The sequence below is a fragment of the Quadrisphaera sp. GCM10027208 genome (genome assembly GCF_042658805.1).
In the GTDB taxonomy this organism is placed as follows: Bacteria; Actinomycetota; Actinomycetes; order Actinomycetales; family SCSIO-59966; genus SCSIO-59966.
Map to the genome: position 1 here is coordinate 84,496 of NZ_JBHSRC010000004.1, position 18,604 is coordinate 103,099.

An 18,604-nucleotide genomic window follows, 5' to 3' on the forward strand; every position below is an offset into this window, starting at 1 on the left:
GCTGAGAGCACCGAGGACCGGGCTCAGATGACGCCGGCCAGCTCCAGGATCCGGGACGGCGGGAGGTACTGCTCGGTCACCCGTCCGCCGACCGCGGACAGCGCGTCCTCGATGGCGTTGGTGATCGCTGCGGGAGCGCCGATCATGCCCCCCTCCCCGACCCCGCGGTAGTTGGCCTCGATGTCGGAGGGGGTCTCGACGTGGTGCAGCTCGATCTCCGGGATCTCCATCGCCGTGGGCACCAGGTAGTCCATGAACGTGCCCGCCTGGAAGTTCGCGAACTCGTCGTAGGCCGACCGCTCGTACAGCACGGCCCCGACCCCCTGGGCCACCCCGCCTCGGACCTGGCCCTCCACGATCGCCGGGTTGATCATCTCCCCGCAGTCCTCGGCCACGAGATACCGGGGGATGGTCACCTGTCCGGTCTCCCGGTCGATCTCGACCCAGCAGACGTGGGTGGCCTGCGCCCATCCTCCCTCGCCGCCGTCCCAGCCCTTCGACACGTCGATGAGCGTCTCGGTGCCCTGCGGCAGCCGCCGGTCTCCTGCGGCCAGCGCGCCGGCTACCTCCGCGAGCGTCATCCCCTGACCGGAGATGCCCTTCACCCGGACGACTCCCTCGACGATCTCCAGGTCGCCCGGGTCGGCCTCGATGAGGTAGGCGGCCAGCTCGAGCAGGCGGTCGTGCGCGTCGCGGGCGGTCACGGTGACCGCTCCCCCGGCCATCGCGGCCGAACGGCTCCCGCCGGTGCCCATGATGCTGAACGGCACCCGCCGGGTGTCGCCGTAGATGACCTTCACGGCCTCGATGGGCACGCCCATCTCGTCCGCGGCCACCTGCGCCAGCGTCGTCTCGTGCCCCTGGCCGTGCGGCATCTGCGAGGTCAGCACGCTCACCGTGCCGTCGACCTCCACCCGCACGCGGGCCGTCTCCCGGCCCATCGCCGCGCCGAAGCCGGGCACGACGGAGTCCATGAACCCGGGCGGCCCGGGAGCCGCCTCGATGTAGGTGGCGATACCGAGGCCCACCAACCGCCCCTCGGCCCGGGCGGCGCGCTGCTCCGCCGCCCAGCCGGCGTACCCGGCCTTGTCCAGAGCGGTCTCCAGGGTGCGCCTGGCGGACATGCGGACGTCGAGCGCCGGACCGGTGATCATGGTGGTCGGCAGCTCGTCGTCGCGGACCATGTTCGCGAGGCGGACCTGGGCCCGGTCCAGGCGCAGCTCCCGGGCGATGATGTCGATCATGCGCTCACGGACCCAGGTCTCGGCGGCCCAGGGGCCGCGGTAGGCGACGTAGGTGGCCTTGTTGGAGGCGACGATCGTGGTGTCGAAGCTGTAGGCCTGCAGCCGGTAGGGGCCCGGCAGCATGGTGCGGATGATCTGGGCGAAGAACGCCGCGGAGAACGGGATACCGGGATAGGCGCCCTGGTCCATCGTCATGCGGACGCGCAGACCCAGGATGGTGCCGTCGTTCTTGACCGCGGCCTCGACGTGGAGCGTCTCCTCGCGCGCCTGCCCGCTCACCAGGAGGGACTCGTTGCGGTCCTCGATCCACTTGATGGAGCGGCCGAGGCGGCGGGCCGCCGCGGCGAGCGCGACGTCCTCCTTCCCGACGAAGGTCTTCAGCCCGAAGGCGCCGCCGACGTTCTCGGCGACCACCTGCGGCGTGTGCTCCACGCCGTGGGCGACGAGCGGCAGGACGGACCGGATCAGCGGCGGGATGCGGCCGGGCCTGCGGAGCAGCTGGCGGGTGAACTCGGGCGACATGGACTGCCCGGCTCCCAGCAGTGCGGGCTGGTCGCGGAGCAGCGCGCGGGTGCCCTCGACGAGGGCGCGGACGTTGCGCCGGTTGCGCACGAGGTCAACTGCCGATCGCCAGATCGGGGTGCGCCCGGTGAGCATCCCGAGCACCCAGGCCAGCAGGTGCGGGGACTGGGTGGCGGCGTGGTAGGTGAGCCGGCCCGTGGACGGGTCCACGACGGCCGCAGCTCCTCGGGTCTCCATCGGGGTGGGGGCGTGCCGGTGCTGGCGGAAGGTCTCGGAGATCACACGGTCGGCCGCCGCGAACACGGCGTCCACGTCGCCGTAGGACTTCGAGTCCCGGTACACGACGTTGCTCTTGTTCTCCTCCCAGATGGGTGACAGCGCCGGGTCGAGGGCCTGCTCCATGGTGCCGATCGGGTCGAGCGGTTCGTAGTCCACCTCGATCAGCTGCCGGGCGTCCTCGGCGATGTACCTGTCGCGTGCCACCACCAGCGCGACCGGGTCGCCGACGTGACGCACCTTGTCGGTCGCCAGGCAGTAGAAGGAGGGGTTGTACAGGCCCTCCAGCGCCAGGAGGCCGGTCATCGGGTTCGTCACCTGCTTCATCGCCTCGCCGGTGACGACGACGTGGACGCCGGGGAGCCTCCGGGCGGCCGAGACGTCGATCCTCCGGATCCGCGCGTGCGGCACTGGACTGCGCAGGAAGGCCGCGTGGAGCATGTCCGGCGCGGTCACGTCCGCGACGTAGCGGCCCTTCCCGGTCAGGATGGTGGGGTCCTCGACCCGCTTGACCCGGGTGCCGACGAACCGTCCGGCAACAGCTTCACGCACCGGTGACCTCCGCGTCTGTGTGGGCGTCGACCGTCGGGGAGTCCGCCAGCAGGCGAGCGGCCAGCTCCACGCCGTTGATGATGCTCTGGTAGCCGGTGCAGCGGCACAGGTTCTCCGAGATGGCTTCCCGGATCTCCTCCCGCGTGGGCGCCGGGTTCTCCTTGAGGAAGGCGTACGTGGTCATGACGAAGCCGGGCGTGCAGAAACCGCACTGGAAGCTGTGACCGTCACTGAAGCCCTGCTGCACCGGGTGCAGGCGCCCGTCGGCGTCCGCGAGCCCCTCGACCGTGGTCACCTCCCTGCCGTCGGCCTGGCCGACCAGCATCAGGCAGGAACGGGCAGGACGGCCGTCCACCAGGACGGTGCACGCGCCGCACACGCCGTGCTCGCAGCCGAGGTGGGTGCCGGTCAGGGAGAGGTCCTCGCGGAGGAAGTCGGCCAGCGTGCGCCGAGCCTCGGTGGCCCGGGTGAGCTGTCGTCCGTTCACGGAGAGGGTCACCGTCGTCTGCTGGGTCATGCAGCTCCTCCTGCTCTGTCGGCTGCCTCGACGAGCGCTCGCCTGGTCAGCTGCTCCGCCACGTGCCGCCGGTAGGTCGCGGTGGCATGGAGGTCGTCCCCCGGCTCCAGCTCCTGGGCCGCCTCCCGGGCGGCCGCGGCCGCGGCCGCGGCGTCGAGCACGGAGCCGACCAGTCGCCGCTCTGCACCCTCCGCTCGCACCGGAGTGGAGTCAACGCCGAAGTAGGCGAGGGCGGCGCCGCTCACCGTTCCGTCCTCGGCCAGGGTGACCGAGCAGCAGACACCCACGAGCGCGAAGTCGCCGTGCCGGCGGCTGACCTCGCGTACCGACCCGCCGGTGCGTGGTCCCGGCGCGGGGAAGCGCACCTCGACGACCATCTCGTCGGGTTCCAGTGCGGTGGTGAGGAAGCTGACGAAGAAGTCACGAGCCGTCAGCACCCGCTCGCGCGTGGCGCTGCGGACGACGATCTCCGCCCCGGTGGCGAGCGCCAGCGCCGGCAGCTCCGCGGCCGGATCGGCATGGGCCAGGCTGCCGCACGGGGTTCCCCGATTTCGGATGGCGGGGTGGCCGATCAGGTTCACGGTCCGGGCGAGCAGGGGCGCGCTGCGCGCGACGAGCTCCGACCGTTCCACGTCGGCATGGCGGACCATGGCTCCCACGGTCACGCCACCACTCGGACCCGGGGCGAGCTCCGCCAGCTCGGTCACCCGGTCCAGGTCGACGACGTGCCCCGGTTGACTGAGCCTGAGGGCCATCACCGGAAGCAGACTCTGACCGCCGGCGAGGACCTTTGCCTCCCCGGCGTGACGACCGAGAAGGTCCAGGGCCTCGGTGAGGCTCTCCGGACGGTGGTAGACGAAGTCGGGCATCTTCACGGAGACGGCTCCGCCCCTGGCGCACAGGCCACAGCTGAACGCGAAACTGCCAGTGACGCGGCCACGACCGCGGGGATCACAACCACGTCGTCATCGCCTCCTGCGCCGCAGTGCCGTGAGGACGGCGAGCGCCAGACCCACGACGACAGTGGCGACTGCCGGGGCGGGGACCCGTTCCACCGCGCGTCGCAGCTGAGCGCCCGCACTGGAGAGGGCGAGGGACAACCCGTTCACCTCGGGCGCGCCAACGGCAGCCCTGGCCTCGGCGGTGCCGGCTGACAGCTTGGCCTCCAGGCACTGCGCGAACTCTCTGATCAGCCGCGCGGAGATGTCGTTCAGCACCGACGTCCGGCCGAACTGCGCTGCCGCGCCCGAGAGCGTGACGTCTGCCTCGATGGCGACTGTGGTGCCACCGTCCTGAGGGTCCTCGGAGAGCCGGTACACGACCGCGACCTCGCCTCGGCTGCCGCCGCGGCGATCCGACCCGACGCCCTTGATCGTCCCGGTGTGCGACGCGGCGTCCGCGCTCACCGTGGCCCGCCCCTCGAAGGTCGGCGTCATGGGGCCGAGCTTGACCGAGACCACACCGGTGTAGGTGTCCGGCCCGTCCTGGCCCGTGAGCGACGCACCTGGCAGGCACTGGGCCACCGAAGGGATGTCCTGGAAGGCGTTCCACACCGCGGCCATCTCCCGGCCGACGTGGAACTGCTGCGTGATCTTCATCCGACCCTTTCGTCGCGTTGCCGTGCTGCTGCGAAGTCGCCGTCCGGTCGTGCCCCGCCAAGACCGAGGCGCCGACCGCTGCACCAGACGTCGGCTCGCCGAGGGTCACTCGACTCCGGTGCCAGATCGTCGGTCGTCCCAACCGCACCGGGTGACGACGCCGCGGGCTCCGACCCCACGGCTGTCGACCCACCGGTCTGCTCACTGCCCTGCTGCAGGATGCACCCTAGCCTGTGACACCGGCCACACGTCCAGAGCTGCGACGGCCCGACTCGCCGGCCCGCAGACGTCGCCGAGACGACGTGGTGATCGACTGAGCCGGCGCCTGCCCCGCGACGCTCGGGATGCGGCCGGACGGCGACCGTCGCAGCATCGACGACATGACCGAGTCGCAAATCGCCCAGAACGCCCAGAGCAAGCTCGATGCCGATGGCGGGTTCCCCGAGCAGCAGCAGGAACCGCCCGGCCGTACCGGTGAGATGACGCCGGTCCCCGACCACGGCGAGCAGACCTACCGCGGGTCAGGCCGGCTCGACGCCATGCGCGCCCTGGTCACCGGCGGTGACTCCGGGATCGGCCGCGCCGTGGCCATCGCCTACGCCCGCGAGGGCGCCGACGTCGCCGTGTGCTACCTGCCGGAGGAGCAGGAGGACGCCGAGGAGACCGCCCGCTGGGTCGAGGACGCCGGACGCCGGGCCGTTCTCTGCCCTGGGGACATCCGCGAGGAGCAGACCTGTCAGGACGTCGTGGCGGCGGCGGTCGAGGGGCTCGGTGGCCTCGACGTCCTGGTCAACAACGCCGGCTACCAGTGGGCCCGCAGCGAGGGACTGGAGAACCTCGAGACCGAGCAGCTGGACCGGGTGCTCAAGACGAACCTCTACGCGCTGTTCTGGATCACCCGCGCCGCCTTGCCGCACCTCGGCCGCGGGTCGTCGATCATCAACTGCACGTCGATCCAGGCCTACGAGCCGTCGACGTCGCTGCTCGACTACGCGGCGACGAAGGCAGCGATCAACAACTTCACGGTGAACCTGGCCGCCGAGCTGGGCCCGCGGGGGATCCGGGTCAACGCGGTGGCCCCGGGCCCGATCTGGACGCCGCTGCAGCCGGCGACTCAGCCGGCGGAGAAGGTGGCGAACTTCGGGTCGAGCACCCCGCTGGGGCGGGCCGGCCAGCCCGGCGAGGTGGCGCCGGCGTTCGTGTTCCTGGCCTCGCCGTCCGACGCCAGCTACGTCTCCGGCACCGTCCTCGGCGTCACTGGCGGCAAACCCGTCTTCTAACCCCCGCCGCCCTCAGCCACCCCCCTTGTTCGTGATCATGCAATCCCGCCACCCTCAGCCCCCACCATGCCTTCCACCCCCCGCCGGGCCTTCCACCCCCCGTGATCATGCAATCCCGCCACCCTCGGGCCGCCGTCCCGCCCGCAGAATGCTGGGTTGTTGGCTCGACACGCCGGCTGAGCTGTCCCGGATTCAGCATTTTGCGGTGGGCCAATGACGCGACACCACCCGGCTGATGCGACATATGCCCCAGTGGCGCCACGAGCTAAGCATTTCCACGAGCTGAGCATTTCGGAGATGCCCCCTGGTGGCGGGACTGCATGACCAACGTCGGGTCAGGGACCCGACCACAGAATGCTGCGCTCGGCACAGTTTGGCCGGCGTGTCGCGCCAACAGCCCAGCATTCTGCGGGCGGGACGGCAGCCCGAGGGTGGCGGGATTGCATGATCACGACAGGGTGGGCGGGCCAGCGGGTCGCGCAGGGTGGCGGGATTGCATGATCACGGGAGGGTGGTGGGGGGTCAGAGGGTGAAGGTGGCGGTGGGAGTGGGGCGGCCGAACAACCAGCCCTGACCGAAGTCGCAGCCGGCAGCGCGCAGGCTGAGCTCCTGGTCACGAGTCTCGACTCCCTCGGCGGTCACCTGGAGCCGGTGCGCGTGCGCGACCTCGACGATGGCCCGCACGGTGGCCTCGGCGGCGGCGTCCCGCTGGCCGAGCCGGCTGACGAACGACCGGTCGATCTTGAGGAAGTCCAGCGGCAGCCGCTGCAGGTAGGCCAGCGCCGAGTACCCGGTGCCGAAGTCGTCGAGCCCAACCGCGACCCCGGCGTCCCGCAGCACGCCGAGCGCCTGGTCTGCCTCGGTGGTGGCCTCGAGCAGCACGGTCTCGGTGATCTCGACCTGCAGCCGGTGGCCCGGTAGACCGTGGCGGGCCAGGGCGCCGACGACCTGGTCGGCGAAGCCCGGCTCGTGCAGGCTGCGGCTGGAGACGTTGACCGCGACGTGGGGCAGGTCCGCCCCGGGACCGGCGAGCCACGCGGCGACCTGCTCGACGACCCACTGGTCCACCCGCACGATGAGCCCGGTCTCCTCGGCCACGCCGATGAACGCGGCGGGCGGCAGCAGAACCCCGTCGGAGGTGGCGACCCGGACGAGCGCCTCGGCCCCGACGACGGTCCTCGACGCCAGGTCCACGACCGGCTGGAGGTGCACCCGCAGCCCGTCACCGTCCAGCGCGGCCCGCAGGACGTTCTCGACGTCCACCCGCGCCACCGCCAGGGCCCGGGTCTCGTCGTCGCACAGGGCGACCCGGTCGCGGCCGGCGTCCTTGGCCCGGTAGAGCGCGAGGTCGGCCTCCCGCATGAGGTCGGACGTCGTGTGGCCGCTCGTGCGGGCGATCGCCACCCCGACGCTGGCGGAGGTCACCACCCGCCGTCCCGAGGGCAGGTCGTACGGCTCCCGCAGGCTCACGGCGATCCGGTCGGCGACGTCGAGCGCGGCCTGGGTGCTCGTGCCCTCGATGAGGACGACGAACTCGTCCCCGCCGAGACGGGCGACGTCGCCGCGAGCAGGCACGGCCTGGCGCAGCCGCCCGGCGACCGCGACGAGCAGCTCGTCGCCGACCGGGTGGCCGAGCGCGTCGTTGACGAGCTTGAACCGGTCGAGGTCGAGCATGAGGGCGGCGAGCGCGGTCCCGTCGCCGGGCTCAGCGGGCAGCCGGCCGATGGCGGCGGTCAGGGTCTGCGTGAACCGGGTGCGGTTGGCCAGCCCGGTCAGGGTGTCCGTCATCGCCATCCGGCGCAGCGAGGCCTCGGCCCGGCGCTGGTCGGTGACGTCGAGGTAGTGCACGAGGACGCACGGCTCGGCGCCGGGGCTGGCGCCCATCACCGCCGACCGGACCCACGCGTGCAGCAGCCGCCCGTCCTCGCGGGTCAGCAGGACGTCGCGCGCGGCGACCTGCCGGCCCGCGCCGAGCCGGGCGAGGTCCGCGGCGGCGTCGGACAGCTCGTCGGGGTGCAGCCACCGGGTGATGGGCCGGTCGACGAGGCCGTCCGGGCCGACACCCAGCATCTCCACCAGCGCGGTGTTGGCGCGCAGCACGGTCCCGGCCCGCTCCGGGGCCAGGGAGATGATCGCCATCCCGGTCGGGGCGTCGTCGAACGCCGCGCGGAACATCTCCTCGGAGTCGGCCACCGCTCGCAGCGACTGCTCCCGCTCGGTGACGTCGAGCGTGGTGCCGTGGATGTGCCGGACCCGACCGTCCTGGTCGTGGACGACGTCGCTCCAGGACTGCAGGTAGCGCACCGTGCCGTCGTCGCGGACGACCCGGAACACCCGGCTCCCAGCCTGCCTGTCGTCCGGGGTGAGCAGCTCCCGGTCCTCGGGGTGGACCCGGTCGAGCAGCCCCTGGATCCCCGGCGGCTCACCGGGCTCCAGCCCGACGAGGGCGAACATCGCGTCGGACCAGACGTGCCGGTCGTTCAGGACGTCGTAGTCCCACCAGGCGAGTCCGGTCACCGCGGTCGCCGCGGCCAGCCGGCGCTGGCTGCGGCGCAGGTCCTCGGTCACCCGGATCCGGGCGGTGACGTCGGCGACCCGAGTGACGACGCTCGTCATCTGGCCGGCGTCGTCGTGCACCGGCAGGGCGGTGAGCTCCAACCAGGCGGAGCCCCCGTCGCCGCGGTGGACGTGGACGAGCCGGTCGCGGACCGGCTCGCCGGTGCGCAGCGTCGTCGCCGTCGGCAGGTCGGCGACGGCGAGCTCCCGGCCGTCCTCGTCGAACCACTGCCACCCGGGACGGACCGGGCGGCCGACCAGCCCGTCGTCCTCGGCCCCCAGGATCCTCTCGGCCGTCGTGTTGGCGACCAGGACGATCCCGTCCGGGACGGAGCGGACGACGATCCCCTCGTCCAGGGCGTCGAAGACGGTGCCGAGCAGGCTCTCCTGCTCGGCGGCCCGGACGGCGTCCTGCAGCCGGGCGGCCACCGCGCCGGCGACGAGCTGGGCGACGGCGACGTCGTCGTCCCCGAAGAGCCGCGGGGCCCGGCCGAGCAGGCCGAGCAGCCCGTGCGGCCGCCCGTTGACGAGCAGCGGCACGACGACCGAGGACCGGATGGCGTGCAGCTCGCTGTACCGGGCGGAGACGCGCGGGTCGTCCGCGGCGTCGTGGCAGACCTGCACCTGCCGGGTGGCCAGCGCCTCCCCGGCGACGCTGTGCGCGGTCGGCACCTCCTGGCCCGGGCGCGGCCCGGGCCCGCCGTCGTCCCCGACGACGACCCGGAAGAGCTGGCTGCCGCCCTCCGCGGTGGAGACGACCACGAGGTCAGCCGCGGTGAGCCGGTGCACGCCCTCGGCGGCCACCTCGAGCGCCGAGTGCGGCGCCGCCGACAGCACCCGAGCGGCGAGCTCGGCGACGTCACCGAGCAGGCGCCCCGGCACCTGCCGGGGCGCCACCGGCAGCGGTCGCGCCAACCCCGTCATGCTCGCTGTCTCGGCGTCCTGCCGGCGTTCCTTGAGGTCCTGGGGCCGGACGACGCCGCCGGGCGCCCCGCCGGGCGCCCCGCCGGGCGCCCGGGCGGGCGCCCGGGTGGGAACCGGTCAGTCGGCACTGGCCTCGGCGCGCCGGTGCCGCCGGCCGCGTCGGGTCCCCGCCCGGCCGAGCATGTCGTAGAGCACCGGCACGAGCACGAGGGTGAGCAGGGTGGACGTGGTCAGTCCGCCGATCACCACCAGCGCCAGCGGCTGGGAGATGAAGACGCTGCCGCCGGTGAGGCCCAGGGACATCGGGATGAGGGCGCCGATCGTGGCCGCGGCCGTCATGAGGATCGGCCGCAGGCGGTAGCGGGCCCCCTCCACGACCGCCTCGGTGACGGACAGGCCCCGTCGCCGGTGCTGGTTGACCAGGTCGATGAGGACGATGGCGTTGGTGACGACGATGCCGACCAGCATGAGCAGGCCGATCAGGGCCGGTACGCCGAGCGGCGTGCCGGTGATGAGCAGCATGCCCAGCGCCCCGGTCGCGGCGAACGGCACGGAGACCAGCAGGATCAGCGGCTGGGTGAGGGACCTGAACGTGGCGACCATGATCAGGTAGACGATGGCGATCGAGGCGAGCAGCGCCAGGCCGAGGTCGGCGAAGGCCTCCTCCTGCTCGGCGCTGATCCCTGCGATGTCGGCCTCGGCTCCCTCGGGCAGGTCCAGGGCGTCCAGCTCCTCCTGCAGCCGGGTGGTGACCCCGCCGAGGTTCTGGTCGGTGGCGGTGGCGGTGACGTTCGCGGTCCGGACGCCGTCCTGCCGGGTCAGCGAGGTGGGCTGCTCGGTCTCGGTGACCTCGGCGATCTGACCGAGCGGCACCACGCCGGTCGCCGTGGGCACCGGGACGGCGCGCAGCGCCTCGACGTCCGGCGGGGCCTCGCCCATCCGCAGCACGAGGTCCACCGTCTCCCCGTCGACAGCAGCCTCACCCACCGGGGCACCGCGCAGCAGGCCGGCGAGCGCCTGCCCGACCGCGGCCTCACTCGTCCCGGCCGCGGCGGCCGCCTGCCGGTCGACGTCCACGGTCACGGCCGGGGAGTCCGAGGCGAGGTTGTTCACCACGTCCGTCAGCCCGTCCACCCGGCCCATGGCCTCCTGGACGGCGGCGGCCGCCTCGGCCAGGGCCTCGTCGTCGTCCGCCTGGACCAGGACCTCCACCGGCGGCAGGGCGAAGCCCGCCTGCGCCGCGGTGACGGTGACCTCGCCGACGTCGTCCAGCTCGGCCAGCCGGTCGCGCAGCTCGCTCTGGATCCGGTCGGCGTCGGCCTCCAGCTCGGTGGTGATCGAGAACGTCGCGGTGTTGGTCCCGCCGGCGCCACCGAGGAACACCGCCTCGATCCCTTCGCCGGAGCCGACGGTGACCTGGTAGGTGTCCACGCCGTCGACGTCGGCGATGACCTGCTCGATCCGCCGGGCCGCCTCGTCGGTGGCCTCCAGCGAGGTGCCGGGCGGCATCTCCTGGTTGATCGCGACAGTGTTCTGCCCGGCGTCCCCGATGAAGTTGGTCTCCAGCCGGGTCGACAGCCCGACGGTGCCGCCCAGCACGACGGCCGCGGCGACCAGGACGAGCACAGGGTGGCGCAGGCTCGCGTGCAGGGCCGGCAGGTAGGAGCGTTGCAGGGCACCGTTGCGCTCGCGCTCCTCGACCTGCTCGCGCTCGACCGACGCCGCGGACCCGTCCGTGCTCCCGCGCAGGAACCAGTAGGCCAGCACCGGGATGATGGTCAGGGCGACCAGCAGCGAGGCGAGCAGCGCGATGGCCACGGTGAACGCGAAGGGCCGGAACAGCTCACCGACCTGCCCGCCGACGATGCCGAGCGGCACGAAGACGGCGGCCGTGGTGATCGTCGAGGACGTCACCGCCCCGGCGACCTCCCGGACGGCGGTGAGGATCGCCGCGGACTTCTCCTCCCCGTAGCCGAGGTGCCGCTTGATGTTCTCGATGACGACGATCGAGTCGTCGACGACCCGTCCGACGGCGACGGTCAGCGCGCCGAGGGTCAGGATGTTGAGGGTGTAGCCCCCGACCGAAAGCCCGATCAGCGCGATGAGCAGGGACAGGGGGATGGACACCGCGGTCACCAGCGTCGAGCGCAGCGACATGAGGAAGATCATGATCACCAGGACCGCGAAGATGAGCCCGAGGAGGCCCTCGGTGCTGAGGTCCTCGATGGACTGCTCGATGAACGGGGCCTGGTCGAAGACGACCTCGATCTCGACGCCGTCGCCGAGGGACTCCTCCCACTCGGGGACGAGCGCACGGACCTCCTCGGAGATGTTCACCACATTGCCGTCCGGCGTCTTGGTGACCCCGAGCGCCAGGCTCGGCTCGCCGTTGGTGCGCGCGTAGGAGGTGGCGGCCACCGGTTGGACCTCGACCGTGGCGATGTCGCCCAGGGTCAGCGGCTGCCCCTCGGCCGGAGCCGGCAGCGGCAGGGCCGCGATCTCCTCGACGGTGGTCAGGCGCTCACCGACGACGACGCTCAGCGTGCGCCCGTCGTCCTCCACCGTGCCGGCCGGGACCACGACGCCGTTGGCCTCGAGGGTGGAGGTGATCGCCTCCATCCCCAGTCCGGAGGCACCCAGCGCGGCCGGGTCGGGGGTGATGAGGACCTGCAGCTCCCGGGCGCCGGTGAGGGTCGCGTCCTGGACGCCCTCGATGGTCCGCAGCTGGGGCAGCACCTCGTCCTCGAGCTGCCTGACCAGCTCTCGCTCGTCGGCCCCCGAGTCCGCCACGGCCAGCTGCACGACCGGGAGCTGGTCGATGCTGCCGGCCACGACCGTGGGGGTGGAGTTGGCCGGCAGGGTGGGCGCCGCCCGGTTCATCGCCTGCTGGAGCTCCTGCTCGGCGTTGTCCATGTCGGTGCCGTAGGCCAGCTCCACGGTGACCACGGACAGTCCGTTGGTGCTGGTGGACGTCGTCCCCTCCAGGCCGTCGACGGCACCCACCGCGTTCTCGACCACCGTCGTGACCTGCTGCTCGACCACGTCCGCCGACGCCCCGGGCTGCGGGGTGACCACGACCGCGACCGGGATCTCCAGCGAGGGGATGAGCTCCTGACGCAGCGACGTGGTGGCCAGGACTCCCGCCACCACGCTCATCAACGTCAGGAGCGCCACGATGGCGCGGTTGGCGAGGCTCAGCCGGGCGAGGCGGACCATCGGTCACTCCAGGTGGGTCGGGGTCGGCGTACTCCAGGGGCCGGATGAAGCATGCCGCATCACGATCGGCCGCCTGACACCGGCAGGAGGTCGAGCAACGCGGCTGCCACCCGGTCAGGGTGCTCGAACATCAGCATGTGCCCGGCACCCGGGACGACCTCCACCCGGGCACCGGGCAGCCGGGCCGCCAGCCGGGCGGAGTGCTCGGGCGGGGTGAGCCGGTCCCGCTGGCCGGCGAGCACGGTGACCGGGACGCCGTCCAGGGCCCGCAGGTGGCCGGTCCCGTCGAACACGCTGAGGGCGAGATACCAGCCGCCGGTGCTGCGGGCGGTCGGCGGCGGGACGCCGGCCCGCACCCGGCGGACGACGTCCGGCGGGGCGGAGCGCCCGTAGCCGTACCGGCGGGCGAGCGGCCCGGGGACCCGGGGCACCCGGACGGCGGCGGGTGCGGCCGCGAGCAGCCGCATCACCCGCGCCACCCACGGACGCGGCCGCAACCGGTCGGCGGCGGTGTTGACGAGCAGCACCCCGGCGAGCCGGTCACGCAGCTCGGGGTGCCGGTCCACCGCGGCGAGGACGCTCATCCCACCCATCGAGTGGCCGGCGAGGACCACCGGCCCCTGCGGGGCCGCGCGGTCGACGACGGCGGCGAGGTCGTCGGCGAGCACGGCGATGCTCGGCTCACCGCCGCCGAGTGCGGGCCGGCTGTCACCGTGGTCGCGCTGGTCGGGGCGCACGACGGCCACGTCCGGACGCTCGGCCAGCACCCGGTCGACCACCGGCTGCCAGGACGCGCCGGTCATCGTCCAGCCGTGGACGAGCACGGCAGTGACGGCCGGACGCTCGGCGCCGGCGGTCCGCACCGCCAGCACCGCGCCGTCCGGCCGCCTCAGGTCGAACCGCTCGTCGAGCACGCACGCGAGCCTACGGACGGGGTCCGACGGCCCCGGCAGCCACCGTGCTCAGCCCCCGGGGTCAGCCGACCGGTGCGGCGTCCGCCACCCGGACGACGAGGCCCGGAGCGTCCGGCGCAGTGCCGTCGGCGGGCCGGTCGACGACCACGGTGTCCCCGTCGCGCACCTCGCCGCTGAGCAGCGCGCGGGCCAGCTGGTCGCCGATCTCGCGCTGGACCAGACGCCGCAGCGGCCGGGCGCCGTAGGCCGGGTCGTACCCCTCCAGGGCCAGCCACTCCCGGGCGGCGTCGGTGACCTCGAGGCGCAGCCGGCGGTCAGTGAGCCGCTCGGCGAGCCGCGCGACCTGCAGGTCGACGATGTGCGCGAGCTCGGTCGTCGACAGCGCGTCGAAGACCACGACGTCGTCCAGCCGGTTGAGGAACTCCGGCTTGAACGTCTGCCGGACGACGCGGAGCACCGCCTCGTGCTTGGCCTCGGTGTCCAGCGTCGGGTCGACGAGGTACTGCGAGCCGAGGTTCGAGGTCAGCACGAGGATGGTGTTGCGGAAGTCCACCGTGCGGCCCTGGCCGTCGGTGAGCCGGCCGTCGTCGAGGACCTGCAGCAGGATGTCGAACACCTCCGGGTGGGCCTTCTCCACCTCGTCGAGCAGGACGACGGAGTAGGGCCGGCGGCGCACCGCCTCGGTGAGCTGACCGCCCTCCTCGTACCCGACGTACCCGGGCGGGGCGCCGACCAGCCGGGCGACGGAGTGCTTCTCGCCGTACTCGCTCATGTCGATGCGGACCATCGCCCGCTCGTCGTCGAAGAGGAAGTCGGCGAGCGCCTTGGCCAGCTCGGTCTTGCCGACGCCGGTGGGGCCGAGGAAGAGGAAGGACCCGGTCGGGCGGTCGGGGTCGGCGACCCCGGCCCGGGACCGGCGGACGGCGTCGGAGACGGCCCGCACGGCACGGGTCTGCCCGATCAGCCGGCGACCGAGGTACTCCTCCATCCGCAGCAGCTTGTCGGTCTCGCCCTCGAGCAGCCGGCCCGCGGGGATCCCGGTCCAGGCCGCCACGACGTCCGCGACGTCGTCCGGGCCGACGCGCTCGGAGACCATCGACGTCCCGGAGGCCTGCTTCTCGGCGGCCTCCGCCTCGGCGAGCTCTCGCTCGATCTGCGGGATCCGGCCGTAGAGCAGCTCGCTGGCGGCACCCAGGTCGCCCTCGCGCTGCAGCCGGTCGGCCTGCACCCGCAGCTCGTCGAGCTGCTGGCGCAGCTCGCCGGCACGGTTGAGCGCGGCCTTCTCGGCCTCCCACCGGGCGTTGAGCGCGGCGAGCTGCTCGGAGCGGTCGGCGAGGTCGGCGCGCAGCCGCTCCAGACGTTCCCGGGAGGCCTCGTCGTCCGCCTTGGACAGCGCGAGCTCCTCCATCCGCAGCCGGTCGACGGTCCGGCGCAGCTCGTCGATCTCGACCGGGGAGGAGTCGATCTCCATCCGCAGCCGGGACGCGGCCTCGTCGACGAGGTCGATGGCCTTGTCCGGCAGCTGGCGGCCGGTGATGTACCGGTCGGACAGGGTCGCCGCGGCGACGAGAGCGGCATCGGTGATCTCGACCTTGTGGTGGGCCTGGTAGCGCTCCTTGAGGCCGCGCAGGATCGCGATGGTGTCCTCGACGCTCGGCTCACCGACGAACACCTGCTGGAACCGCCGCTCGAGCGCCGGGTCCTTCTCGATCCGTTCGCGGTACTCGTCGAGCGTGGTGGCACCGATGAGCCGCAGCTCGCCCCGGGCGAGCATCGGCTTGAGCATGTTGCCGGCGTCCATCGACCCTTCGGCGGCACCGGCACCCACGACGGTGTGCAGCTCGTCGATGAAGGTGATGATCTGCCCCTCGGCGGCGGCGATCTCGGCGAGGACGGCCTTGAGCCGCTCCTCGAACTCCCCGCGGTACTTGGCGCCGGCGACCATCGCGCCGAGGTCGAGGGCGATGAGGCGCTTGCCGCGCAGGGACTCGGGCACGTCGCCGTTGACGATCCGCTGCGCCAGCCCCTCGACGACGGCGGTCTTGCCGACACCCGGCTCGCCGATGAGCACCGGGTTGTTCTTCGTCCGCCGCGACAGCACCTGGACGACGCGTCGGATCTCGGCGTCCCGGCCGATCACGGGGTCGAGCCGGCCCTCGCGGGCCCGCTCGGTGAGGTCGACGCCGTACTGCTCCAGGGCCTTGTACGTGCCCTCCGGGTCGGGGGTGGTCACCTTGGCGCCGCCGCGGACCTCGGGCAGGGCGGCCGCCAGCGCGTCCCGGGTGGCGCCCGTCGAGCGCAGGACGTCGCCGGTGGGCCCGGTGTCGGCGGCCAGGCCGAGAAGCAGGTGCTCGGTGGACACGTAGCTGTCACCGAGGGCGGAGGCCTCCTCCTGGGCGGCGGAGATGGCCTGGTAGGCCGCACGGGACAGCTGCGGGGACGCCACCGACGCCCCGGACGCCGTCGGCAGCGCGGCCAGGACGCCGCGGACCCGCTCGAGGACCTGGGCCGGCGCGGCCCCGACGGCCTCGAGCAGGTGCGCTGCGACGCCGTCCGTCTGGGCCGCGAGCGCGGCGAGCAGGTGCGCCGGCTCCACCTGCGGGTGCCCGGCGGTGGCCGCCTGCTGGACGGCGCTCGACAGGGCCTCCTGGGTCTTCGTCGTGGGTTTGAAGTCCATTTCCCCTCCTGGGGGCTCGTACCAGTTCTCTGCCGAGGTCAACACCGGACAGAGTTGAGTCTGTTCCGCTCAAGTCAGGTTCGGAAGATGTGCCGGGTTGCGACGTCCGTCACCCCGGGGTACCACCGTCCGCCATGGCGTCCCCCACCGCTCTGGCGCCCGCCGTCGCGGCGACCGCCAGCGCGTCCACTGCCGGCGAGTCCACCGTCCTCGGACGGGTCGAGGAGTCGATCAACAACCTGTTCGCTCCCGTGACGGACGTCGCGACCCGGGTCGTCTTCGCCGAGATCACCGTGGCGGGGGTCTCCTTCCCCGTCGTCGTCGGCTGGCTCGTCCTCGCGGCCCTGATCATCACGATCTACTTCGGGTTCATCCAGGCGCGCGGGATCAAGGTGTCCACCGAGGTGGTCCGGGGCACTACTCGCACGAGCGGGACCCGGGCGAGGTGCCGCACTTCCAGGCCCTCACCTCGGCGCTGTCGGGCACGGTCGGGCTGGGCAACATCGCCGGCGTGGGCGTCGCGGTGGCGCTCGGCGGACCGGGTGCCACGCTGTGGATGATCCTCGCCGGCCTCCTCGGCATGGCGACGAAGTTCGCCGAGTGCACGCTCGGGGTGAAGTACCGGGAGGTCCACGAGGACGGCACGGTCACCGGCGGCCCGTTCCGGTACCTGCCGGTCGCCTTCGAGCGGTTCGGCTCCCTCGCCTCGAGGACCCTCACCGGCGTCTACGCCCTCGCGATCATCCTGTTCGGCGTCGCCGGCGGGAACATGTTCCAGAGCAACCAGACCTACGCCCAGGCGCGTGAGGTCACCGGGGGCGCCGACGGGCCGCTGGGCTCTCCCGGCGCGGCGTTCGTCTTCGGCCTCGTGCTGGCCGGCCTCGTCGCGCTCGTCATCCTCGGCGGGATGCGCTCGATCGGCGCGGTGACCAGCCGCCTCGTCCCGGCGATGGCGGCCGTCTACGTGCTGGCCTGTCTCGTCGTGATCGGGATGAACCTGCCGCAGGTCCCCGGCGCGTTCGGCGAGATCCTCAGCGGCGCCTTCTCCCCGACGGGTGTGGCGGGCGGGGTCGTCGGCGTCATGGTCATCGGCTTCCAGCGGGCGGCGTTCTCCAACGAGGCCGGGCTCGGCTCGGCCGCGATCGCGCACTCCGCGGTGAAGACCCGCCGTCCGGTGAGCGAGGGCTTCGTGGCCATGCTCGAGCCGTTCGTCGACACCGTCGTCATCTGCACGATGACCGCGCTGACCATCGTCATCGCCCGGCCCGACAGCTTCGTCGCCGCCCGTTCCGAGGTGGCCGAGACCGGCGGCACGACGGCCGACGGCGTCGTCCTCACCTCGGACGCCTTCGCCACCGCCCTGCCGTGGTTCCCGGTCGTGCTCGCGGTCGCCGTCGCACTGTTCGCGTTCTCCACGCTCATCACGTGGAGCTACTACGGGCTCAAGGCGTGGACGACGCTGTTCGGCCGCAGCCGGACCTCCGAGCTCGTCTACAAGCTGGTGTTCCTCACGTTCACCGTCACCGGGGCCGTCCTGACCTTCAGCGAGGTCCTCGGCTTCGCCGACGCCATGCTCTTCGTCTGCGCCTTCGTCAACCTGCTCGCGGTGTACCTGCTGCTGCCGGTGGTCAAGCAGGAGATGCGCGAGTACCTCGAGGACCGGCGCAGCGGCGAGCTCGCCCGGCTCGGTGCCGGCAGGTCCGACCGGGCCACGGAGCTCCGGCGGACCGGGGAGGACATGCCGCCCGCATAGCCCGCGGCGCCCGTGCGGGGACCCCCCTCACCCCGCGTGAAGCCCGCACGACGTGGGGCGGGGACCCCCTCACTCCACGTCAAGCCCGCACGACGTGGGGAGAGTCAGGGCCGGGGGCGCCACAGGACGAGGGCCGACTCGGTCCGCAGCACGGACCGCTCCGGGCGGCGACCGCGTGGCACCGCGACCACCTCACCGGCCGGCCCGGCGGCGAACACCCGGCGGCTGCGCTGCAGCTCGGCCAGCGCGCCGTCCAGCTCCTCGCTCAGCTCGGCGACCCGACGGGACAGCGCGCCGACCTGCTGCTCGAGCTCCAGGATCCGCTTGATCCCGGCGAGGTTGACGCCCTCCTCCTGGGACAGCCGCTGCACCTCGCGCAGCAGCGCCACGTCACGAGCCGAGTAGCGCCGGCCCCGGCCCGCGGTGCGCCGGGGCCGGACCAGTCCCAGCCGGTCGTACTGGCGCAGGGTCTGCGGGTGCATGCCGGCGAGCTCGGCGGCCACCGAGATGACGAACACCGGCGCGTCCGGGTCGAACCGGTCCGGCCGGCGTTCTGCGCGCTCCCGCCCCGGCAC

10 protein-coding genes and 1 pseudogene are annotated in these 18,604 nt (G+C 73.0%); 2 read left to right on the forward strand and 9 right to left on the reverse strand.

All coding sequences use genetic code 11. The features are described 5' to 3' along the window. Positions 1 to 23 precede the first annotated feature (23 nt). From ACFP6A_RS08135 to ACFP6A_RS08150, 4 genes are all read right to left on the reverse strand, one after another. Positions 24 to 2,594: a xanthine dehydrogenase family protein molybdopterin-binding subunit gene (locus ACFP6A_RS08135; RefSeq protein ID WP_379603005.1), complete on the reverse strand. Its 2,571-nt coding sequence runs from the start codon at positions 2,592 to 2,594 to the stop codon at positions 24 to 26. Then, positions 2,587 to 3,111 (reverse strand): (2Fe-2S)-binding protein, encoded by a 525-nt coding sequence (locus ACFP6A_RS08140; protein WP_379603006.1) that lies wholly within the window; start codon positions 3,109 to 3,111, stop codon positions 2,587 to 2,589. Before ACFP6A_RS08140 ends, ACFP6A_RS08135 begins: the two co-directional genes overlap by 8 nt. Beyond that, on the reverse strand, positions 3,108 to 3,980 hold the full coding sequence (locus tag ACFP6A_RS08145; protein ID WP_379603229.1) for an FAD binding domain-containing protein: 873 nt from the start codon (positions 3,978 to 3,980) through the stop codon (positions 3,108 to 3,110). Before ACFP6A_RS08145 ends, ACFP6A_RS08140 begins: the two co-directional genes overlap by 4 nt. A 96-nt stretch (positions 3,981 to 4,076) precedes the next feature. Further along, entirely contained in the window at positions 4,077 to 4,709 is a 633-nt protein-coding gene (locus ACFP6A_RS08150; RefSeq protein ID WP_379603007.1) for an SRPBCC family protein, read from the reverse strand. A 380-nt stretch (positions 4,710 to 5,089) separates the two neighbouring features. Here ACFP6A_RS08150 and ACFP6A_RS08155 point away from each other — a divergent pair, with 380 nt between their 5' ends. After that, positions 5,090 to 5,989: an SDR family oxidoreductase gene (locus ACFP6A_RS08155; protein ID WP_379603008.1), complete on the forward strand. Its 900-nt coding sequence runs from the start codon at positions 5,090 to 5,092 to the stop codon at positions 5,987 to 5,989. Positions 5,990 to 6,511: 522 nt separating this feature from the next. On the opposite strand, the gene ACFP6A_RS08160 is transcribed toward ACFP6A_RS08155, so the two are convergent. From ACFP6A_RS08160 to clpB, 4 genes are all read right to left on the reverse strand, one after another. Beyond that, positions 6,512 to 9,469: an EAL domain-containing protein gene (locus ACFP6A_RS08160; RefSeq protein WP_379603009.1), complete on the reverse strand. Its 2,958-nt coding sequence runs from the start codon at positions 9,467 to 9,469 to the stop codon at positions 6,512 to 6,514. Between the two features lie 117 nt (positions 9,470 to 9,586). Continuing rightward, complete coding sequence (locus ACFP6A_RS08165) at positions 9,587 to 12,685, reverse strand: efflux RND transporter permease subunit (RefSeq protein WP_379603010.1); 3,099 nt, start codon at positions 12,683 to 12,685, stop codon at positions 9,587 to 9,589. A 59-nt stretch (positions 12,686 to 12,744) separates the two neighbouring features. Then, positions 12,745 to 13,599 (reverse strand): alpha/beta fold hydrolase, encoded by an 855-nt coding sequence (locus ACFP6A_RS08170; protein ID WP_379603011.1) that lies wholly within the window; start codon positions 13,597 to 13,599, stop codon positions 12,745 to 12,747. A 61-nt stretch (positions 13,600 to 13,660) separates the two neighbouring features. After that, positions 13,661 to 16,276, reverse strand: coding sequence for an ATP-dependent chaperone ClpB (gene clpB / locus ACFP6A_RS08175; protein ID WP_379603012.1), 2,616 nt, complete (start codon positions 16,274 to 16,276; stop codon positions 13,661 to 13,663). 134 nt (positions 16,277 to 16,410) lie between these two features. Between clpB and ACFP6A_RS08180 the strand changes: the two are divergent. After that, positions 16,411 to 18,029, forward strand: a pseudogene (locus ACFP6A_RS08180) (alanine/glycine:cation symporter family protein). A 104-nt stretch (positions 18,030 to 18,133) separates the two neighbouring features. On the opposite strand, the gene ACFP6A_RS08185 reads toward ACFP6A_RS08180, so the two are convergent. Next, positions 18,134 to 18,604 carry a heat shock protein transcriptional repressor HspR gene (locus ACFP6A_RS08185; protein ID WP_379603013.1) on the reverse strand — a complete coding sequence of 157 codons (471 nt, stop codon included), beginning with the start codon at positions 18,602 to 18,604 and terminating at the stop codon, positions 18,134 to 18,136.